This is a genomic window from Flavobacterium collinsii, assembly GCF_946903285.1.
GTDB classification, from domain to species: Bacteria; Bacteroidota; Bacteroidia; order Flavobacteriales; family Flavobacteriaceae; genus Flavobacterium; species Flavobacterium collinsii.
Map to the genome: position 1 here is coordinate 3,039,763 of NZ_OX336425.1, position 16,421 is coordinate 3,056,183.

Below are 16,421 nucleotides of genomic sequence, written 5' to 3' on the forward strand. Positions count from 1 at the left end.
CTATGAAAATTATAGCCTTTGGAGGAAGTAACAGTCAGCATTCAATAAACAAACATCTGGCGACTTATGCTGCCAGTTTATTTGACAATGCAACAGTTGAGGTTTTGGATCTCAATGATTTTGCCATGCCTTTATTTAGTGTTGATTTAGAAAAAGAAATCGGTCAGCATGAGTTGGCAAAAGCATTTTTGCAAAAGATTGAAAATGCAGATCTTTTAGTGGTTTCTTTGGCAGAAAACAATGGGAATTATTCTGCCGCTTTTAAAAACTTGTTTGATTGGAGTTCCAGAATAATGAAGGAAATCTTTCAGCAGAAACCAATGCTGTTATTGGCTACTTCACCTGGGCCAAGAGGGGGAGCTTCAGTTTTGGAAATTGCCAATAATGCTTTGCCGAGATTTGGTGCACAAATTAAAGGTACTTTCTCATTGCCTGCGTTTAATGCAAATTTTGATTTGGAGGAAAATAAAATCTCAAATGCAGAGTTAAATAAGGAACTAAAAGACATTATTAAGTCTAGTTTTTAATTTATGATCCTAAAAAAGATTGCCTTTAGCATTTTACTTCTGAATTTTGTTTTTCTGCATTCGGTACACGCCCAAAAATATGATGCCATTGATAATATTGTACTCAGGTATCCTGCACATTTTAGTACTGTAGAAAATCTGGCAGATAGAATCCAGAAAGATTTTACTTCAGATCGTGATAAAGCGAGAGCGATTTACAGTTGGATTGCTTTAAACCTAAAATACGATTACAAAGCCTATCTGAATCCGCCAAAACCAGTTCGGTTTAGTTACAGAAATGAAGCCGAAAAACAAGCGCAGATCAAGCTTATAAAAGATAAAACATGGCAGCAAGCTTTTGCATCTCAAAAAGCAGTTTGTGAGGGTTTTACACTGCTGTATCAGCAGCTGGCTTTCTTAACAGGTTTGAAATGTGAAGTGGTCAGAGGAGATTCTAAGCGATTGCTGAGTGATATCGGACGTGAAAATTCATTGTCTAATCATTCGTGGAATATCGTTCAGATAGAAGGAAAGTGGATATTGGTTGACGTAACCTGGGGACAGGGCTATTATGACGGCAACAAGAAGGTGGCGGTGAGTCATTTTACATCCGCTTATTTCGACACCGATCCGAAGTACTTTTTTGCGAAACATTTTCCGGATTCCGGTACCTATCTCAATACAAAATTAAATAAAGACGATTTCCTGAACGGACCTTTGATTTTTGATGCTACAATTGAAGGTGATCATGAAATTTTGAAACCCAATTCGGGAATTATTCATGCAAACGATGGAGACAAGATCACTTTCAGAATAAAAAATATCTCAAAGACAGATACATTATATTATCTGAAAAATGGGAAACCTGTTAAAATTGAAGCTCCTAGAGAAATAAGAGGGGCTTTGGAATTTGAAGTAACCTATGATAAAAAAATAGGCTCATTTATTACTTTTTTTCTCGATCGGAACGGTATAATGGCATTTAAAATTCTTCCGAAGTAAGCCAAATGGGCGATCTTTGTGCAAAGTACTTTCTTCTTTTACCGAATTGCCGTATCTTAGCGTATAAGGTTTTTGAAATTAACTTAGCAGCCAGATCATGGAAACAACTTTTCCGAAATCAATTTTAGATAATGATTTCTATAAATTTACAATGCAGCATGCTGTAATCAAACTTTTCCCGAAGTCTCAGGTGCGTTATGGTTTTATAAACAGGGGAAAACATGATTTTCCACCGGGTTTTGGAGACTTACTTCGAAAATCGGTTGATGCAATGGGAGATTTGCGGTTGACAAAAGAAGAAAAGCAATACTTATCCAGTCATTGTTCTTACTTAGATCCCACTTATTTTGATTTTTTGCAAGGCTATAATTTTGACCCGTCTGAAGTTCAAATTACCCAGACAGGTTCTGAGTTAAAAGTTACAGTTGAAGGATACTGGTACCGGACAATTTTGTGGGAAGTGCCCTTGATGGCTCTAATTTCGGAATTGTATTATAAAACCGGTCATTTACTTCGATCAGACGATGAAACTTTGAGAAGTCTGACCAAAAGCAAAATAGACAATTACAATAAAATCGGAGTTTCGATTCTGGAGTTCGGAACGCGTCGTCGTCACTCATATGATGTGCAGGCTGTGGTAAATGAAACACTGCGGGAATTTGGTGCGGAGAGTTTTATAGGCACAAGTAATGTTCATTTTGCAATGACTAACAACATACGGCCTTTGGGTACACACGCTCATGAGTGGTTTATGTTTCATGCTGCACAATATGGCTTTAAAATGGCCAATTCAATGGGGCTGGAACACTGGACACAGGTGTATGGCGGTGATCTTGGGATTGCCCTGACAGATACTTATACTACGGCTGTATTTTTCGAACAGTTTGATAAAAAGTATTCCAAGCTTTTTGACGGAGTACGTCACGATAGCGGCGATCCGATTGAGTTTGCAGAAACAGTAATTTCGCACTATGTCAAAATGGGAATTGATCCGAAATCGAAAGTCATTGTATTCTCTGACTCGCTGAATTATGAGAAGGTAAAAAATATTACCGATTTTTGTAAAGACAAAATTAAAATGTCATTTGGTATCGGAACTAATTTTACCAATGATGTTGGTTTGCGATCGATGAATATGGTTATAAAATTAACAGAAGTTAAGCTGAACGATACCCATTGGCAAGGCGTTGTAAAACTTTCTGATGAAAAAAACAAAAATACGGGAACGCCCGAAATGATTGCTTTGGCGAAAGAGGTACTGGGAATCAAATAGTATTTTTTTGTTCAAATTCTGTTTTTTTATATTTTTAGGAACTTTATTATTTTAAAATCAATGTAAATAGGGTTTAAAGCTGTTATGAATCGTAACAAAAAGAAAAATACGCTTTCATTTTTTGACTATAAATGGTACATTAGCCAAAAATCCAATTCACCTTATGCTAGAGCAAAATCAATATACCGAAGATAACATCCGATCACTCGATTGGAAAGAACATATCCGTATGCGTCCCGGAATGTATATCGGGAAATTGGGAGACGGATCTTCGCCAGATGATGGTATTTATATTCTTTTAAAAGAGGTTTTAGACAACTGTATTGATGAGTTCGTAATGGGCTCAGGAAAAACTATCGAAGTGACTATCAGAGATAAAACGGTTTCGGTTCGTGATTACGGGCGTGGAATTCCGTTAGGAAAAGTAGTTGATGTAGTTTCGAAAATGAACACGGGAGGGAAGTACGATTCTAAGGCTTTCCAGAAATCGGTTGGTTTGAACGGTGTCGGAACAAAAGCGGTAAATGCATTATCCAATTTTTTTCGTGTAGAATCAGTTCGTGATGATAAACAAAAAGGAGCTGAGTTTTCTGCAGGAAATTTGGTTCTTGAAGAAGATATAATTGAAACAACAAAGCGAAAAGGAACAAAAGTAACCTTCATTCCTGACGAAACGATCTTTAAAAATTATAAATTCCGTTTAGAATATGTAATTAAAATGGTGAAGAACTATTGTTATCTAAACAATGGTTTGACGATTATTTTCAACGGAGAAAAATATTATTCAGAAAATGGACTTCGCGATTTATTAGAAGAAACCATAAATGCAGAAGATCTTGAATATCCAATTATTCATTTGAAAGATCATGATATCGAAATTGCTTTAACGCACAGTAAAACGCAATACAGTGAGGAATATCACTCTTTTGTTAATGGACAGAACACCACACAAGGAGGAACGCACTTAGCGGCATACAGAGAAGCCATTGTAAAAACCATTCGTGAGTTTTACAATAAAAACTTTGAAGCATCCGATGTTCGTAAATCGATTGTGAGTGCGATTAGTATTAAAGTTATGGAGCCGGTTTTTGAGTCTCAGACCAAAACAAAATTAGGTTCTACAGATATGGGTTCTGATGACGGAACACCACCGGTTTCGGTTCGTACCTTTGTAAATGATTTTATCAAAAACAAATTAGACAGTTATTTACATAAAAATCCGCCAACTGCAGAAGCTTTATTGCGTAAAATTCTACAGGCAGAAAGGGAGCGTAAAGAATTATCAGGAATTCGTAAACTGGCAACAGATCGTGCTAAAAAAGCGAATCTTCATAATAAAAAATTAAGAGACTGTCGTGCGCATCTTCCCGATACAAAGAACCCACGAAATCTGGAGAGCACACTTTTCATTACCGAGGGAGATTCGGCTTCCGGATCGATTACCAAATCGCGTGATGTGAATACACAGGCAGTTTTCAGTTTGCGTGGTAAGCCTTTGAACTCTTACGGAATGAGCAAGAAAATTGTGTATGAGAATGAAGAATTCAATTTATTGCAGGCAGCCCTGGATATCGAAGACGGACTGGAAAAATTACGTTACAATAACATCGTAATCGCAACCGATGCCGATGTCGATGGTATGCACATTCGTTTACTGTTGATTACTTTTTTTCTGCAGTTTTTTCCGGAATTAATTAAAGAAGGACATTTGTATATTTTGCAAACGCCACTTTTCAGGGTTCGTAATAAAAAAGAAACCATCTATTGTTATTCTGAAGAAGAAAGAAAATCTGCAATTGAAAAGTTAAAACCAAAACCAGAAATCACCCGATTTAAAGGTTTGGGAGAGATTTCACCTGATGAGTTTAAGAATTTTATTGGAGAAACCATTCGTCTTGACCCAATTATGATGGATAAAAATACTTCGATAGAGCAATTATTGTCTTTCTATATGGGGAAAAATACTCCAGACAGACAAGAATTTATTATCAAGAATTTGAAAGTAGAATTGGATGCAGTTGAAGAGGAGGTTTAAGATTTAAATAAAATATACTATTGTCAGACGGTCTTCAAAATAAAGTTATTTTTCAGCAAGTTGCCGAGTTATTGCAAAATGCGCGGCAACAGGTTTTACGTACCGTAAATTCAACAATGACAATTACTTATTTTGAAATTGGAAGAATAATTGTTGAAGAAGAGCAGAACGGAAAAGACAGAGCTGCATACGGAAAACAGCTTTTAAAAGGCCTTTCTAAACAATTGACAGAGGAATTTGGTAAGGGTTTTTCGGTTGAAAGTTTGGATCGTATGCGGAAGTTTTATCAAATTTATTCAATTTCGTCATCACCGATGACGAAATTGCAAAATAGAATTCCCCAGTCATTGACTGGGGAATTGAAAACAAAGAAATCACAGTCAGTGACTGAGGAATTTCAATCTCAAAAAGTGCAGTCATTGGTTTCGTTTTTCAAATTAACTTGGACTCACTATATTTTCTTAATGCGAATTGAAGATGAAAAGGAAAGACGTTTTTATGAAATTGAATCTGAAAAATACAATTGGAGTGTTCGTGAGTTAAAACGGCAATATGATACAGCACTTTATACCAGATTAGCTTTAAGTCGTGATAAAGAGGGGATTTTAAAACTTTCAGAACAAGGTCAGATTATTGAAAAACCGAAAGATATTATAAAAGATCCTTATATATTGGAGTTTCTGGGACTACCCGAATTAAATCAGTATTCCGAATCGCAATTGGAAGAGGAGATTATCAATAAATTAGAGCACTTTTTATTGGAGTTGGGGCATGGTTTTACTTTTGTTGCCAGACAAAACAGAATTACTTTTGACGATAAACATTTTCGAATCGATTTGGTTTTTTACAATAGAATATTAAAGTGTTTTGTACTGATTGATTTGAAAATAGGAGAGCTGAAACATCAGGATTTAGGTCAGATGCAGATGTATGTGAACTATTACGATCGGGAAATGCGATTGGAAGACGAAAACAAAACAATTGGAATTGTACTTTGTCAGAACAAAAGTGAATCGGTAGTAAAATATACTTTACCGGAAAACAATGAGCAAATTTTTGCCAGTAAATACAAAACAGTATTGCCAAGTGTTGAGGTTTTAAAAGAGCTCCTTGAAAATAAATAGAATTATAATAAGAATATAATTAGATGAAAGACGAAGAAGACGATAACATCATTCCGGGCGACGACGAGAATAATTCAGAAGAAAACCTGGATAACATTCAGGAAGGAGATGACGATGAAATTATCGATGTAGATGCCAAACATTTTGAAGGAGCGCATTTTTACGAAAATCAGGAACAGGAGGGGGAAGACGTAATTACCAAAGTTACCGGAATGTATAAAGACTGGTTTTTGGACTATGCCTCGTATGTAATTTTAGAACGTGCCGTTCCGGCGATTGAAGACGGATTTAAACCGGTTCAGCGTCGTATTATGCACTCTTTAAAAGAGCTGGATGACGGTCGTTATAATAAAGTAGCCAATGTTGTTGGTCACACCATGCAGTATCACCCACACGGAGATGCTAGTATTGGTGATGCTATGGTGCAAATTGGGCAAAAAGATTTATTGATTGACTGTCAGGGTAACTGGGGTAATATTTTAACAGGTGACGGAGCAGCAGCTTCCCGTTACATTGAAGCACGTTTGTCAAAATTTGCTTTGGAGGTTTTGTATTCGCCAAAAATTACCGATTGGGGTGTTTCGTACGATGGTCGTCGTGCAGAGCCAAATAATCTTCCGGTTAAGTTTCCGTTGCTTTTGGCACAAGGAGCAGAGGGAATCGCGGTTGGACTTTCGACTAAAGTTTTACCTCACAACTTCAATGAATTAATTGATGCTTCGATCAAAATTTTAAAAGGAAAAGCTTTTACCTTATATCCTGATTTCATGACACAAGGTATTGCCGATGTGTCGAATTATAATGACGGACTTCGTGGCGGACGTGTACGTGTACGTGCTAAAATTGCTCAGTTAGACAAGAATACACTGGTGATTACACAAATTCCGTTTTCAACCAATACTTCGAGTTTAATTGACAGTATTTTGAAAGCCAACGAAAAAGGTAAAATCAAGATCAAGAAAATTGAAGACAATACCGCGGCCGATGTTGAGATCTTAATCCATCTTTTTCCGGGAGTTTCTCCGGATAAAACCATAGATGCGTTGTTTGCTTTTACAGCCTGTGAGACTTCGGTAGCACCTTTAGGTTGTGTTATTGAAGACAATAAGCCTTTGTTTATTGGGGTTTCTGAAATGTTGAAAATATCGACGCACAGAACCGTTGATTTGCTTCGTCAGGAGTTGGAAATTCAATTAGAAGAATTAAAAAACAAATGGCATTTTTCGACTTTAGAAAAGATCTTCATTCGTGAAGAGATGTACATTGATTTCAAATTGTATTCTGACAGAGAATCACTTTACAAATATTTGTACGATCGTTTTGATCCATTCAAAAAATCATTCGTCAGAGAAATCAACGATGAGGATTTACAGCGATTGACTCAGATTCCGATGATTCGTATTACCCGCTTTGACTCTGATAAGGCCGATGACTTTATCGCAAAGTTGGAAGACGAAATGAAGGAGGTAGAATACAATCTCGCAAACTTAACGGATTTTGCAATTGCTTATTTTACTAAGTTAAAAGAGAAATACGGAAAAGGTCGCGAACGTCAGACTGAACTTCGTGTTTTTGATAATGTCGAAGCTACAAAAGTGGTTTTAAGAAACACGAAATTGTACCTAAATCGCGAAGAAGGTTTTGTTGGAACCAGTTTAAAGAAAGATGAATATCTAGCGGATTGTTCTGATATTGACGATGTTATTGTGTTTTTGCGCGATGGTAAAATGATGATTACAAAAGTGGATACCAAGACATTCGTTGGAAAAGACATTATACACGCTGCAGTTTTTGATAAAAACGATAAACGCACGATTTACAACATGATGTACCGCGATGGAAAATCAGGTCCTTCTTATATAAAACGTTTTAATGTTACTGGTGTGACGCGTGATAAACCTTATGATTTAACGAATGGGACCAATGGATCACAAGTCGTTTATTTTTCGCATAATCCGAATGGAGAGGCTGAGGTTGTTACCATCCTATTGCGTCAGATTGGAACGATAAAGAAATTGAAATTTGATATTGATTTTGCTAAATTAGCGATCAAAGGAAGGGCTTCAAAAGGAAATCTGGTTACGAAATACCCAATCAAAAAAATTGAATTAAAAGAGAAAGGTATTTCGACGCTATTGCCAAGAAAAGTGTGGTTTGATGATACGGTGAAACGTTTGAATGTTGACGCCAGAGGAGAATTGTTGGGTGAATTTAAACCAAGCGATAAAATCTTAATTATCAGTCAGAGTGGTAAACTAAAGGTTATTATACCTGAATTATCGACTCACTTTGATGAAGATATGATTGTCCTGGAGAAATGGAAGCCTAAGAAACCAATTTCGGCTATCTATTATGATGGAGAAAAAGAACGTTATTTCCTGAAACGTTTCCTTGTTGAAAATGAAGGAAAAGAAGAAAGTTTTATTACAGATCATCCGAATTCGCAATTAGAAATTGTATCTACAGATTACCGTCCGTTAGCCCAGTTGGTTTTTTCAAAGGTAAAAGGAGTTCAAAAAGAAGATTTGCATATTGATGTTGAGGATTTTATTGCGGTAAAAGGTTTTAAAGCACTAGGAAATCAATTGACGGCCGATAAGCTGAGACAGGTTAATTTGTTAGATCCGCTGCCTTATGAAGAACCGGTTGAAGAAGTTCCGGAAAGGAAACCAGTAGATTCTGAAGATGAATCTGTGGAAACAGAATTAGATGACGACGGCCAAATAGGTCTGGTTTTAGAATAATAAAAAACGAAAAACGCTAAGATACTCTCTTAGCGTTTTTTATGTTTCCAGGTTTTAAAACGTGCTGGATTTGTTTATTAAAAAGCTTCCAAACGGAAACTTAATAGTTTTAGTTTTGTGAATGTCTTTTTCGGATTCGCATATTGATAAATTCAACAGCAAGCGAAAACGAAATGGCAAAGTACAAATATCCTTTAGGGACAGCACCAATATGCTCGCCTGCAAGCGCTGCATTCGATAAATGCATACTTTCTGTAATCAGCATAAAGCCGATCAGAATCAAAAACGAAAGACCTAATATTTGTATGGACGGGTTTTTGTTGACAAAATTTCCAACCGGAACCGCAAATAGCATCATAACCAATACTGAAATAATAACTGCGGTAACCATGATCGTTAAAGCGCCATGAACTCCATTTGTCATACCAACAGCTGTTAAAATGGAGTCGACCGAAAAAATTAAATCGATCAACAGAATCTGCACAATGACGTTTGAGAATGATTTTTTAGCAACAGCCTTAAGTGTTTTTTCTTCTTCGGCGTGATGATCTACCTTTTCACTGATTTCTTTGGTGCTCTTATAAATCAGAAACAAACCACCCAGAAATAAAATTACGGCCTGACCGGTAAAATCTCCTTCAAACCAGCCCCAGTGAATACTAAAAAGAGTCGCTTTCATAGCAATTAGATACGAAATTCCCATCAACAGGGCGATACGCATAAACATTGCCAGAAACAGACCAATTCGGGTAGCTCGCTTTCGATCTTCCTCTGGTAACTTTCCCGTAACGATCGATATGAAAATAATATTATCGATTCCCAGAACAATTTCAAGAAAAGTCAATGTTAGTAAGGCGATCCATGCGTCAGGATTTAGAAATACTTCCATACTAAAAGTGTTTTAAAACATTTTATAGATTATTTACTCAACTCTTACTACCGTTCCGCGTTGTTTTTGGTCAGAACCTACCATTCCAAATTCAAAAGTATAAGAATCTTTAGAAGTGGTTAGAATTTTCATGCTGATGGCTTTTTCTTCAGCCATATTTTTAGGGTGCTTTTTCTGCAAGATGTATTCGCAATCACTTACCCAGCGTACTGTTGAAGTATCTGTTTTGCCTTCAAAAGTTTCGATTTCGATATTGTCTTTACGTTCAAAAACCGTTGTTTTTTTAACACCATTTACTTCAAACTCAAATTTGAATTTTCCGTTTTTGAAATCTTTGCAGTTGTGTTCTGCATTATAACAGGAGAATAAAGTGATTAAGGGTAACAGGAATATAATTTTTTTCATTTTTAAAATTTAATTGTTCTATAGATTATAAAAGATGAGGCTTCCATTTATAGAAGATTAATCATCACTCGAAAGTTTTTTCAATTCATCATCCGTAAAGTTCTTGATTTCTTTTTCCTTGGCAAACTTTTCGGCATTGTAATTTCCGGATTTATTTTTCGGAATGGATAAACTGTCCCAGTCACCTTTTTTTAATTGTTTGGCATAAAAAACAATCTGTCCGATATGATAAGGATAATGTGCCAGTTGTCGATTGATGGCTTCAATAACCGTATGCCCTTCGTTACGGATATAAATGATATCTGAAAGCTGTTCCGGTTGCAAGCTGTTCAAAGTATTCAAAAAACAATCCCAGCCTTTATTCCAGCTAACGATGACTTCTTCTTTTGATTGCAGGTCATTTTCAAATTCCGAATCGCGATTGCGCCATTCTTTTTCACCGTCAGAAGTCAGAAAATCTGTCCAGCGCGAAAGCATATTACCGGAGACATGTTTGACAATGGTGGCAATGCTGTTGGTATCTTCATTTAGGGTAACAAAAAGTTGTTCAGGTTCTAATTGCGCGATGGCTTTTTCGCCCAGCATTTTATAGTATAAAAACTGTTTTTTAACGCTTTCTAAATAGGAATCAGTTGCTTTCATAATGATACATTTGGTTTAGCGGAAATAGGGTTTTATTTTATAGCAGGAATTCGCGACAGAAAACTACACAATTTTGATATCATATTTGTCTAATAACCCAGTAATTCCCTGAGTTGAAAATTGAGCTTTTCGCATTGGATTAAACTCAGGATCAATTTTATAATTGTAAGCGGTTCTAAAATCGGTACTTGCCAGTTGGGTGTCGTTAAAAATAGCTCCTTCAAGATTACAATTGTCAAATAACGAACTGGTTAGATTGCATCCAATAAAAGTCACTTCCCGCAAAGAGGAGTTGATGAATTTAGTTTTAGGCATTTTTTTGTTCGAAAATGCAGCATAATCTAACGTACTATCTTCAAAATAAACCTGGAATAAAAAATCATCACATTCGTTAAAAGCAATTCCCAGAAGTTTGCAATTTTTGAAAGTAACATTTTTTAGACTGGTACTAAACAGACTTGTCATTGATAAATTGCAATCAATAAACTCGCAGTCTAAAAAGGTATTATAAGCAAAATTACTGTTCGAAAAATCACAATTCTTAAAAACACAATCTTCAAATTCCCGATTGTTTATTTTCTTATCAATATAAGTGACTTTTTCGAAGGTTTTCTGAATGTGAATTAGACTTTCCATACAATTATATTGAATATTTTTTTGCAGATTAGTAGTTGAATTTTGGTTACAACTATTTGGGTTTAATGATTAGCACTATTGCTTTAGTCATTAAACAAACCTTTCATAATGATTTTCAATCCGTAAAAGATCAAAAACATGGCGCTTAAACAAGCTACAATTCCAATGCCCAGAACCAGATAGTGCCAGTTGGTATGTTGATTCATAAAAGCATTATAAATTAACGATGGCCCAATAAACAATAGAGGCAATGAACCCGATAAATATTTAATTCCTTTTCCCAGTAATTCTTTATTTGTTGCCATTTTTTTTGTTTCAGGTTTTTGACAGTTTCAAGTTTGAGGTTTCAAGTTTCAAGTTCAGAAATTTACGATCAGAAGGTCATGATTATTTTACATCTCACATTTCACATCTCACATTTCACATTTCACTATAAACACTTCACTAAAAACATCTCACATTAAAGATTATAATTGTCGACAGCGTTTCTTACACTGCCGTATTTTTTTAATAATTCACTGGCTTGTTCATAGGATACAGGAATTTCTCCCATTATCATTTTTACACCACGATCTACCAGTTTTATATTGCTCAATTGCATATCGACCATTTTGTTGCCTTTTACTTTTCCAAGCTGAATCATTGCCGCAGTCGAAATCATGTTAAGTACTAATTTTTGAGCTGTTCCGGCTTTCATTCGGGAACTTCCTGTGACAAATTCCGGACCTACCACAACTTCAATTGGAAATTGAGCTGTAAGTGCCAATGGGCTTCCTGCATTGTTGGTGATACAGCCTGTAAGGATGTTATTTTGATTGCAACTTTCTAAACCACCTATAACATAAGGTGTAGTTCCCGAAGCTGCAATACCAATCACCACATCATTTTTATCAATATTATTGGCCTGCAAATCGATCCAGGCCTGTGTGGCGTTATCTTCGGCATTTTCTACGGCACGGCGAATGGCAGTGTCACCACCGGCAATAATTCCGTTTACTAAATCAAAAGGAACACCAAAAGTAGGAGGGCATTCTGAAGCATCGACAACACCTAAACGTCCCGATGTTCCGGCTCCGATATAAAATAAGCGGCCTCCTAATTTCAATTTGGAAACCACTTGTGTTATTAAAGTTTCAATTTGCGGAATCGCTTTTTCGACTGCATCCGGAACAGTTTTGTCTTCCTGATTGATGTTAACCAAAAGTTCATGAACCGACATTTCTTCTAAATGTTCGTATTTTGAGGCCTGTTCTGTAGTTTTTGTAAAGGTCATTTTTTCATGTTAATTGAACTGGGTCAAAATTAATCTTTTTTATTGCAATCCCGAAATTTAGAACGTAAACTCACAAAGATTTAAAATCGTAACGGTTATGATTTTTGATGAAACGATTGCTTTATTGAACTTCTATTACAACAACTAAAATATTATATTTGTTAAATAATTAAAAAATTGGAATGGATATAATTAGCTTTTTAACGAGTATCGCAAAAATATCAGTTTTTGTTTCATTATTACTGGCATTCTTTTTACTCACTGTGAAAACAAAAAACAAACTGGCAAACGGACTATTTGCTTTCTATTTGATATTTTTTGCCATTGACAATAGCGGGATGTTTATTGACGATGAATTTATTAAAGCTCATTTTAATTTAGAATTTTTCAGATGGACGGTTTGTTCTCTAGTATTACCTTTTTTTTATCTGTATGTCTTATCAGTTTGTTTTGCAGATTTTCGATTAAAAGCAAAGCATTTATTGCATGCAATTCCATTTGTACTCATAAATATATTTTACCTTTTCAGACTTTACTTTTTAACGAATGAAGCTAAAATAGTATTCTATAAACACCGCGATCAAACGCCTGAAATGTCATCTTTGTTTCTTGCCTTGGCCTTGCAAATTGTATTTTATAGTATTGGAGTATTTTTTGTTTTAAAAAAATACAAAGCAATATACCAGGAAAATTATGCGAATCCGAGAAGTTCTGTTTTTAAATGGTTACTTCAAATATCTACTATATTTTTTGTTTTGTATTACTTGTGTATTGCTAAGAATGCTTTAAGATACATTGACTTTGATTCGTTATGGATTTGGACGAACGTTATCTTACAGCTGATGGTTTTAGTAATAACCTGTTGGTTTGTACTAAAAGCCCTGAATCATCCGGAGCTTTTTCGTGGGATAGATTCCAAATTGCAATTAGCCAAAGATATTCTTCCTAAAGAGAATGAAAGTAATATCGAGGCAAAAGAGTATCAAAATGAAGTGATTGCAGGTCAAATTTCGACCTTGAAATTGTATATGGCACAAAAGGAACCTTTTCTTGATCCGTCGCTCACGATTCAGGAGCTTTCTAACCAGATTAATATTCCGGTTCGCGATTTATCGGTTTTGATTAACCATCATATCGATCAACACTTTTTTGATTTTGTAAATGAATATCGCATTCAAAAAGCAATGAATATTCTGAAAGATCAGTCCAAGAGTCAGCTTACGGTCTTGGAAATTCTGTATGAAGTAGGTTTTAATTCAAAATCGTCGTTTAATACCTCCTTTAAAAAATATACTAATTTAACGCCAACAGCTTATCGGAATGCTTCATAATAAGGGCTTTGCATAAAGTACTACTTTGTGTTGGAAAAAGTCGAACTCATTTCTTCTGGGAAAATGAGTTCGACTTTTTTTTGTCGGTCGAATTCTCAAAATTTCCAGGGCAACTTTGCTTCAAATTAATCGAACAAGTTTAAAACCAGAAATTATGAAAAAAGTTTGCCTCCTTATTATTTTAGTACTGCCGGTGTTTGTTTTGGCACAAACTACTGCAAAATTAAAAGGAAAAATAGCCAGCGAAACAACTGCATTAGAATGGGTAGATGTTTCTGTATTTAATTTAGAAGGAAAGATTATAGAAGGAGCCACAAGTAAACAAGACGGTTCTTTTGAAATTAGTCTAAAAGAAGGTTCTTATAAAATTGGAATAAGTCTTTTGGGATTTATAGATTACGAAAAACATATTACGATTGAAAAAGATATCGATTTAAAGACCATAGTTTTGAAAGAGAACACCACTCAATTAGGCGAGGTTGTGATCAAAACTCAAAAAAAGACGATTGAGCAAAAAACAGATCGCTTGGTTTATAACCTTGAAAACAATGTAACAACGGTTGGAGGTGATGCTTTAAGTGCTATAAATACAGCACCTGGTGTTGTGGTTCAAAAAGATGTGATTAATATTTTAGGTAAAGGCGCTTCACGTGTGATGATCGACGGACGTATCGTTGAATTAACCGGTGAGGAACTAAACAATTACTTAAAATCAATCTCGGCAGCAGATATCAAAAATATCGAGGTTATCAGCACTCCTCCGGCAAAATATGAAGCCGAAGGAACAGGAGGGCTCATTAATATTATACTGAAAAAAGGTGCCCGAAACGCCTGGAAAAACACAACTACTACATCTTACGATCAAAATAAGTACGGGGCATTGACTTTGAGAAATAACTTCTTTTATAACAAAAATAAGTTTCGATTCTCGGCCAGTATTAATGGAAAAGCAGGGCATAAATACGCTGATGAATTTCTGGACATGTATTTCCCCGACGGGCTTTCGGAAATGATTATAAAAACAAAATTTAACGATCAGAATTTATCCGGAAAAGTAGCTTTGGATTATGATTTTTCAGATCGTATCACAGTTGGTTTTCAGTTTTTAAACGATAGAAGTAACCCGGATTTTAATTCGGATATCAGAATCAATAATTACAATACCAAAAACGAATTGGATAATTATATTCTGAACAATAGTTTTGTGGATAAAAAATCTGGTAATCAGACGTATCACGGACATTTGATTACAAAATTGGATTCTTTGAACAGAAAACTGTCTTTTGATGTAGATTACTTTAATTACGATTCCAAATTTGACAGAAGTTCTATTGCCAATAATTACCGACCAGACAATACTTTCGTGGGGATCAATCAGGCAGCCAGAAATATTTCGAATCAGGAAATTGATAACTGGAGTTTCAAGGCAGATATGGAGCATCCGCTTGATGCATTTAACTTGTCATACGGTGCAAAAATGAGTTTTACAAACAGCAAAAGTTATATACTTTATTACGATACAATTACGGGGGTACCGGTACTGGATCCCAACCAATCCAACCGATTTAGATATGCCGAGAACAATCAGGCGGTTTACATTAACGGAGATAAAAAACTCAACGAAAAATTGAATCTTCAACTAGGTTTACGACTTGAGAATACTAAAACAAACGGTCTTTCGGAGACCTTAAACGAGGAAACAAAGAATAATTATCTGAGATTGTTTCCAACGGTTTATGTTTCGTATAAGAAAAATGAAAACAACAATTTCAGCTTAAATTATGGGAAAAGAATCAGCAGACCTCAGTTTGACTTGATGAATCCGTTTCGTAATTATATTAACAGTAACAGTTATTCAGAGGGAAATCCGTTTTTAAGGCCCTCCTTCAGTGATAATTTCGAATTTACCCATTCGTACAAAGGAACCCTGAGAACCAGTGTTTTCTTAAACGTGATCAATGATGGTTATGGTGTAATTTTTACTTCAATTCCGGAAACCAGCACACAGATTGTAACTAGAGAAAATTATTTTAAGGATCTAAAATATGGAGTAGGAGAAAGTTATTCGGCTAGTTTTGCAGATTGGTGGCAAAGTGAAAACACGTTGTATTTCTTAGGATCAAAAACAAAGTTTATAAAAGATATTCATGCCACGCCATCCAATAGTTTAGAAGTTAATTTTTCAACTAACAATACATTCTCATTGGGCAAAACGAGTAAACTTCAAATTGATTTTAACTATAATACACCTTCTAAAAGTGGTTTGTACAAAACAGGATATATGTCGAGTTTTGATATTGGATTTAAGCAGGAATTGTTGGGTAAATCAATGCAGATTGCTTTTCTGGCCAATGATATTTTTAATACTTCTTATTTAAAAGATCTTGTTTCGGTTGTAAATGGTGTAAAGCAAGTGTACAGTCAGAATTTCTCGAACCGATTTTTGCGTTTGTCCGTTATTTATAATTTTGGAAATAAAAAGATAAACGTAAAGCAACGTGATTTCGGAAATCAGGAGGAGAAAAACAGAACTGGGAATTAGGTTTATAAGGTGAGATGTG

14 protein-coding genes are annotated in these 16,421 nt (G+C 35.3%); 8 read left to right on the forward strand and 6 right to left on the reverse strand.

Annotation, left to right across the window (positions count from 1 at the left end; all coding sequences use genetic code 11):
- Positions 1 to 2 precede the first annotated feature (2 nt).
- From OGZ34_RS12570 to OGZ34_RS12595, 6 genes are all read left to right on the forward strand, one after another.
- Entirely contained in the window at positions 3 to 527 is a 525-nt protein-coding gene (locus OGZ34_RS12570) for an NADPH-dependent FMN reductase (protein WP_263360413.1), read from the forward strand.
- A 3-nt stretch (positions 528 to 530) separates the two neighbouring features.
- Complete coding sequence (locus OGZ34_RS12575) at positions 531 to 1,508, forward strand: transglutaminase domain-containing protein (RefSeq protein WP_263360414.1); 978 nt, start codon at positions 531 to 533, stop codon at positions 1,506 to 1,508.
- Between the two features lie 97 nt (positions 1,509 to 1,605).
- A complete protein-coding gene (pncB, locus tag OGZ34_RS12580) occupies positions 1,606 to 2,781 on the forward strand; it encodes a nicotinate phosphoribosyltransferase (protein WP_263360415.1) in 1,176 nt (391 codons plus the stop codon).
- A gap of 163 nt (positions 2,782 to 2,944) precedes the next feature.
- Positions 2,945 to 4,816, forward strand: a complete 1,872-nt coding sequence (locus OGZ34_RS12585) for a DNA topoisomerase IV subunit B (protein ID WP_173966762.1) — start codon at positions 2,945 to 2,947, stop codon at positions 4,814 to 4,816.
- Positions 4,817 to 4,836: 20 nt separating this feature from the next.
- On the forward strand, positions 4,837 to 5,940 hold the full coding sequence (locus OGZ34_RS12590; RefSeq protein ID WP_396191952.1) for a PDDEXK nuclease domain-containing protein: 1,104 nt from the start codon (positions 4,837 to 4,839) through the stop codon (positions 5,938 to 5,940).
- A 23-nt stretch (positions 5,941 to 5,963) separates the two neighbouring features.
- Positions 5,964 to 8,684: a DNA gyrase/topoisomerase IV subunit A gene (locus OGZ34_RS12595; protein ID WP_173966760.1), complete on the forward strand. Its 2,721-nt coding sequence runs from the start codon at positions 5,964 to 5,966 to the stop codon at positions 8,682 to 8,684.
- Between the two features lie 109 nt (positions 8,685 to 8,793).
- Here the strand turns inward: OGZ34_RS12595 and OGZ34_RS12600 are convergent, their stop codons facing one another.
- The 6 genes from OGZ34_RS12600 to murQ all read right to left on the reverse strand — a co-directional run bounded on the left by OGZ34_RS12600 (position 8,794) and on the right by murQ (position 12,529).
- Positions 8,794 to 9,573, reverse strand: a complete 780-nt coding sequence (locus tag OGZ34_RS12600; RefSeq protein ID WP_263360416.1) for a TerC family protein — start codon at positions 9,571 to 9,573, stop codon at positions 8,794 to 8,796.
- Between the two features lie 33 nt (positions 9,574 to 9,606).
- The gene (locus tag OGZ34_RS12605) at positions 9,607 to 9,978 is read right to left on the reverse strand and encodes a DNA topoisomerase IV (RefSeq protein ID WP_173966758.1); all 372 of its coding nucleotides are present in this window, start codon (positions 9,976 to 9,978) and stop codon (positions 9,607 to 9,609) included.
- A gap of 57 nt (positions 9,979 to 10,035) precedes the next feature.
- Positions 10,036 to 10,620, reverse strand: coding sequence for a DUF1572 domain-containing protein (locus OGZ34_RS12610; protein ID WP_263360417.1), 585 nt, complete (start codon positions 10,618 to 10,620; stop codon positions 10,036 to 10,038).
- A 63-nt stretch (positions 10,621 to 10,683) separates the two neighbouring features.
- Positions 10,684 to 11,256 carry a pentapeptide repeat-containing protein gene (locus tag OGZ34_RS12615; protein ID WP_263360418.1) on the reverse strand — a complete coding sequence of 191 codons (573 nt, stop codon included), beginning with the start codon at positions 11,254 to 11,256 and terminating at the stop codon, positions 10,684 to 10,686.
- Between the two features lie 83 nt (positions 11,257 to 11,339).
- The gene (locus OGZ34_RS12620; protein ID WP_017498392.1) at positions 11,340 to 11,561 is read right to left on the reverse strand and encodes a DUF6095 family protein; all 222 of its coding nucleotides are present in this window, start codon (positions 11,559 to 11,561) and stop codon (positions 11,340 to 11,342) included.
- 155 nt (positions 11,562 to 11,716) lie between these two features.
- Entirely contained in the window at positions 11,717 to 12,529 is an 813-nt protein-coding gene (murQ, locus tag OGZ34_RS12625; RefSeq protein WP_173966755.1) for an N-acetylmuramic acid 6-phosphate etherase, read from the reverse strand.
- A gap of 182 nt (positions 12,530 to 12,711) precedes the next feature.
- On the opposite strand from murQ, the gene OGZ34_RS12630 reads away from it, so the two are divergent.
- Positions 12,712 to 13,860 carry a helix-turn-helix domain-containing protein gene (locus OGZ34_RS12630; protein ID WP_263360419.1) on the forward strand — a complete coding sequence of 383 codons (1,149 nt, stop codon included), beginning with the start codon at positions 12,712 to 12,714 and terminating at the stop codon, positions 13,858 to 13,860.
- Between the two features lie 154 nt (positions 13,861 to 14,014).
- Complete coding sequence (locus OGZ34_RS12635; protein ID WP_263360420.1) at positions 14,015 to 16,402, forward strand: TonB-dependent receptor domain-containing protein; 2,388 nt, start codon at positions 14,015 to 14,017, stop codon at positions 16,400 to 16,402.
- The last annotated feature ends 19 nt before the right edge of the window (positions 16,403 to 16,421 follow it).

What these genes read in the sequence shown, in the direction of transcription:
- OGZ34_RS12570 (WP_263360413.1), top strand. Translation starts at nt 3, where the DNA reads ATGAAAATTATAGCCTTTGGAGGAAGTAACAGTCAGCATTCAATAAAC.
- OGZ34_RS12575 (WP_263360414.1), top strand. Translation starts at nt 531, where the DNA reads ATGATCCTAAAAAAGATTGCCTTTAGCATTTTACTTCTGAATTTTGTT.
- pncB (WP_263360415.1), top strand. Translation starts at nt 1,606, where the DNA reads ATGGAAACAACTTTTCCGAAATCAATTTTAGATAATGATTTCTATAAA.
- OGZ34_RS12585 (WP_173966762.1), top strand. Translation starts at nt 2,945, where the DNA reads ATGCTAGAGCAAAATCAATATACCGAAGATAACATCCGATCACTCGAT.
- OGZ34_RS12595 (WP_173966760.1), top strand. Translation starts at nt 5,964, where the DNA reads ATGAAAGACGAAGAAGACGATAACATCATTCCGGGCGACGACGAGAAT.
- OGZ34_RS12600 (WP_263360416.1), bottom strand. Translation starts at nt 9,573, where the DNA reads ATGGAAGTATTTCTAAATCCTGACGCATGGATCGCCTTACTAACATTG.
- OGZ34_RS12605 (WP_173966758.1), bottom strand. Translation starts at nt 9,978, where the DNA reads ATGAAAAAAATTATATTCCTGTTACCCTTAATCACTTTATTCTCCTGT.
- OGZ34_RS12610 (WP_263360417.1), bottom strand. Translation starts at nt 10,620, where the DNA reads ATGAAAGCAACTGATTCCTATTTAGAAAGCGTTAAAAAACAGTTTTTA.
- OGZ34_RS12615 (WP_263360418.1), bottom strand. Translation starts at nt 11,256, where the DNA reads ATGGAAAGTCTAATTCACATTCAGAAAACCTTCGAAAAAGTCACTTAT.
- OGZ34_RS12620 (WP_017498392.1), bottom strand. Translation starts at nt 11,561, where the DNA reads ATGGCAACAAATAAAGAATTACTGGGAAAAGGAATTAAATATTTATCG.
- murQ (WP_173966755.1), bottom strand. Translation starts at nt 12,529, where the DNA reads ATGACCTTTACAAAAACTACAGAACAGGCCTCAAAATACGAACATTTA.
- OGZ34_RS12630 (WP_263360419.1), top strand. Translation starts at nt 12,712, where the DNA reads ATGGATATAATTAGCTTTTTAACGAGTATCGCAAAAATATCAGTTTTT.
- OGZ34_RS12635 (WP_263360420.1), top strand. Translation starts at nt 14,015, where the DNA reads ATGAAAAAAGTTTGCCTCCTTATTATTTTAGTACTGCCGGTGTTTGTT.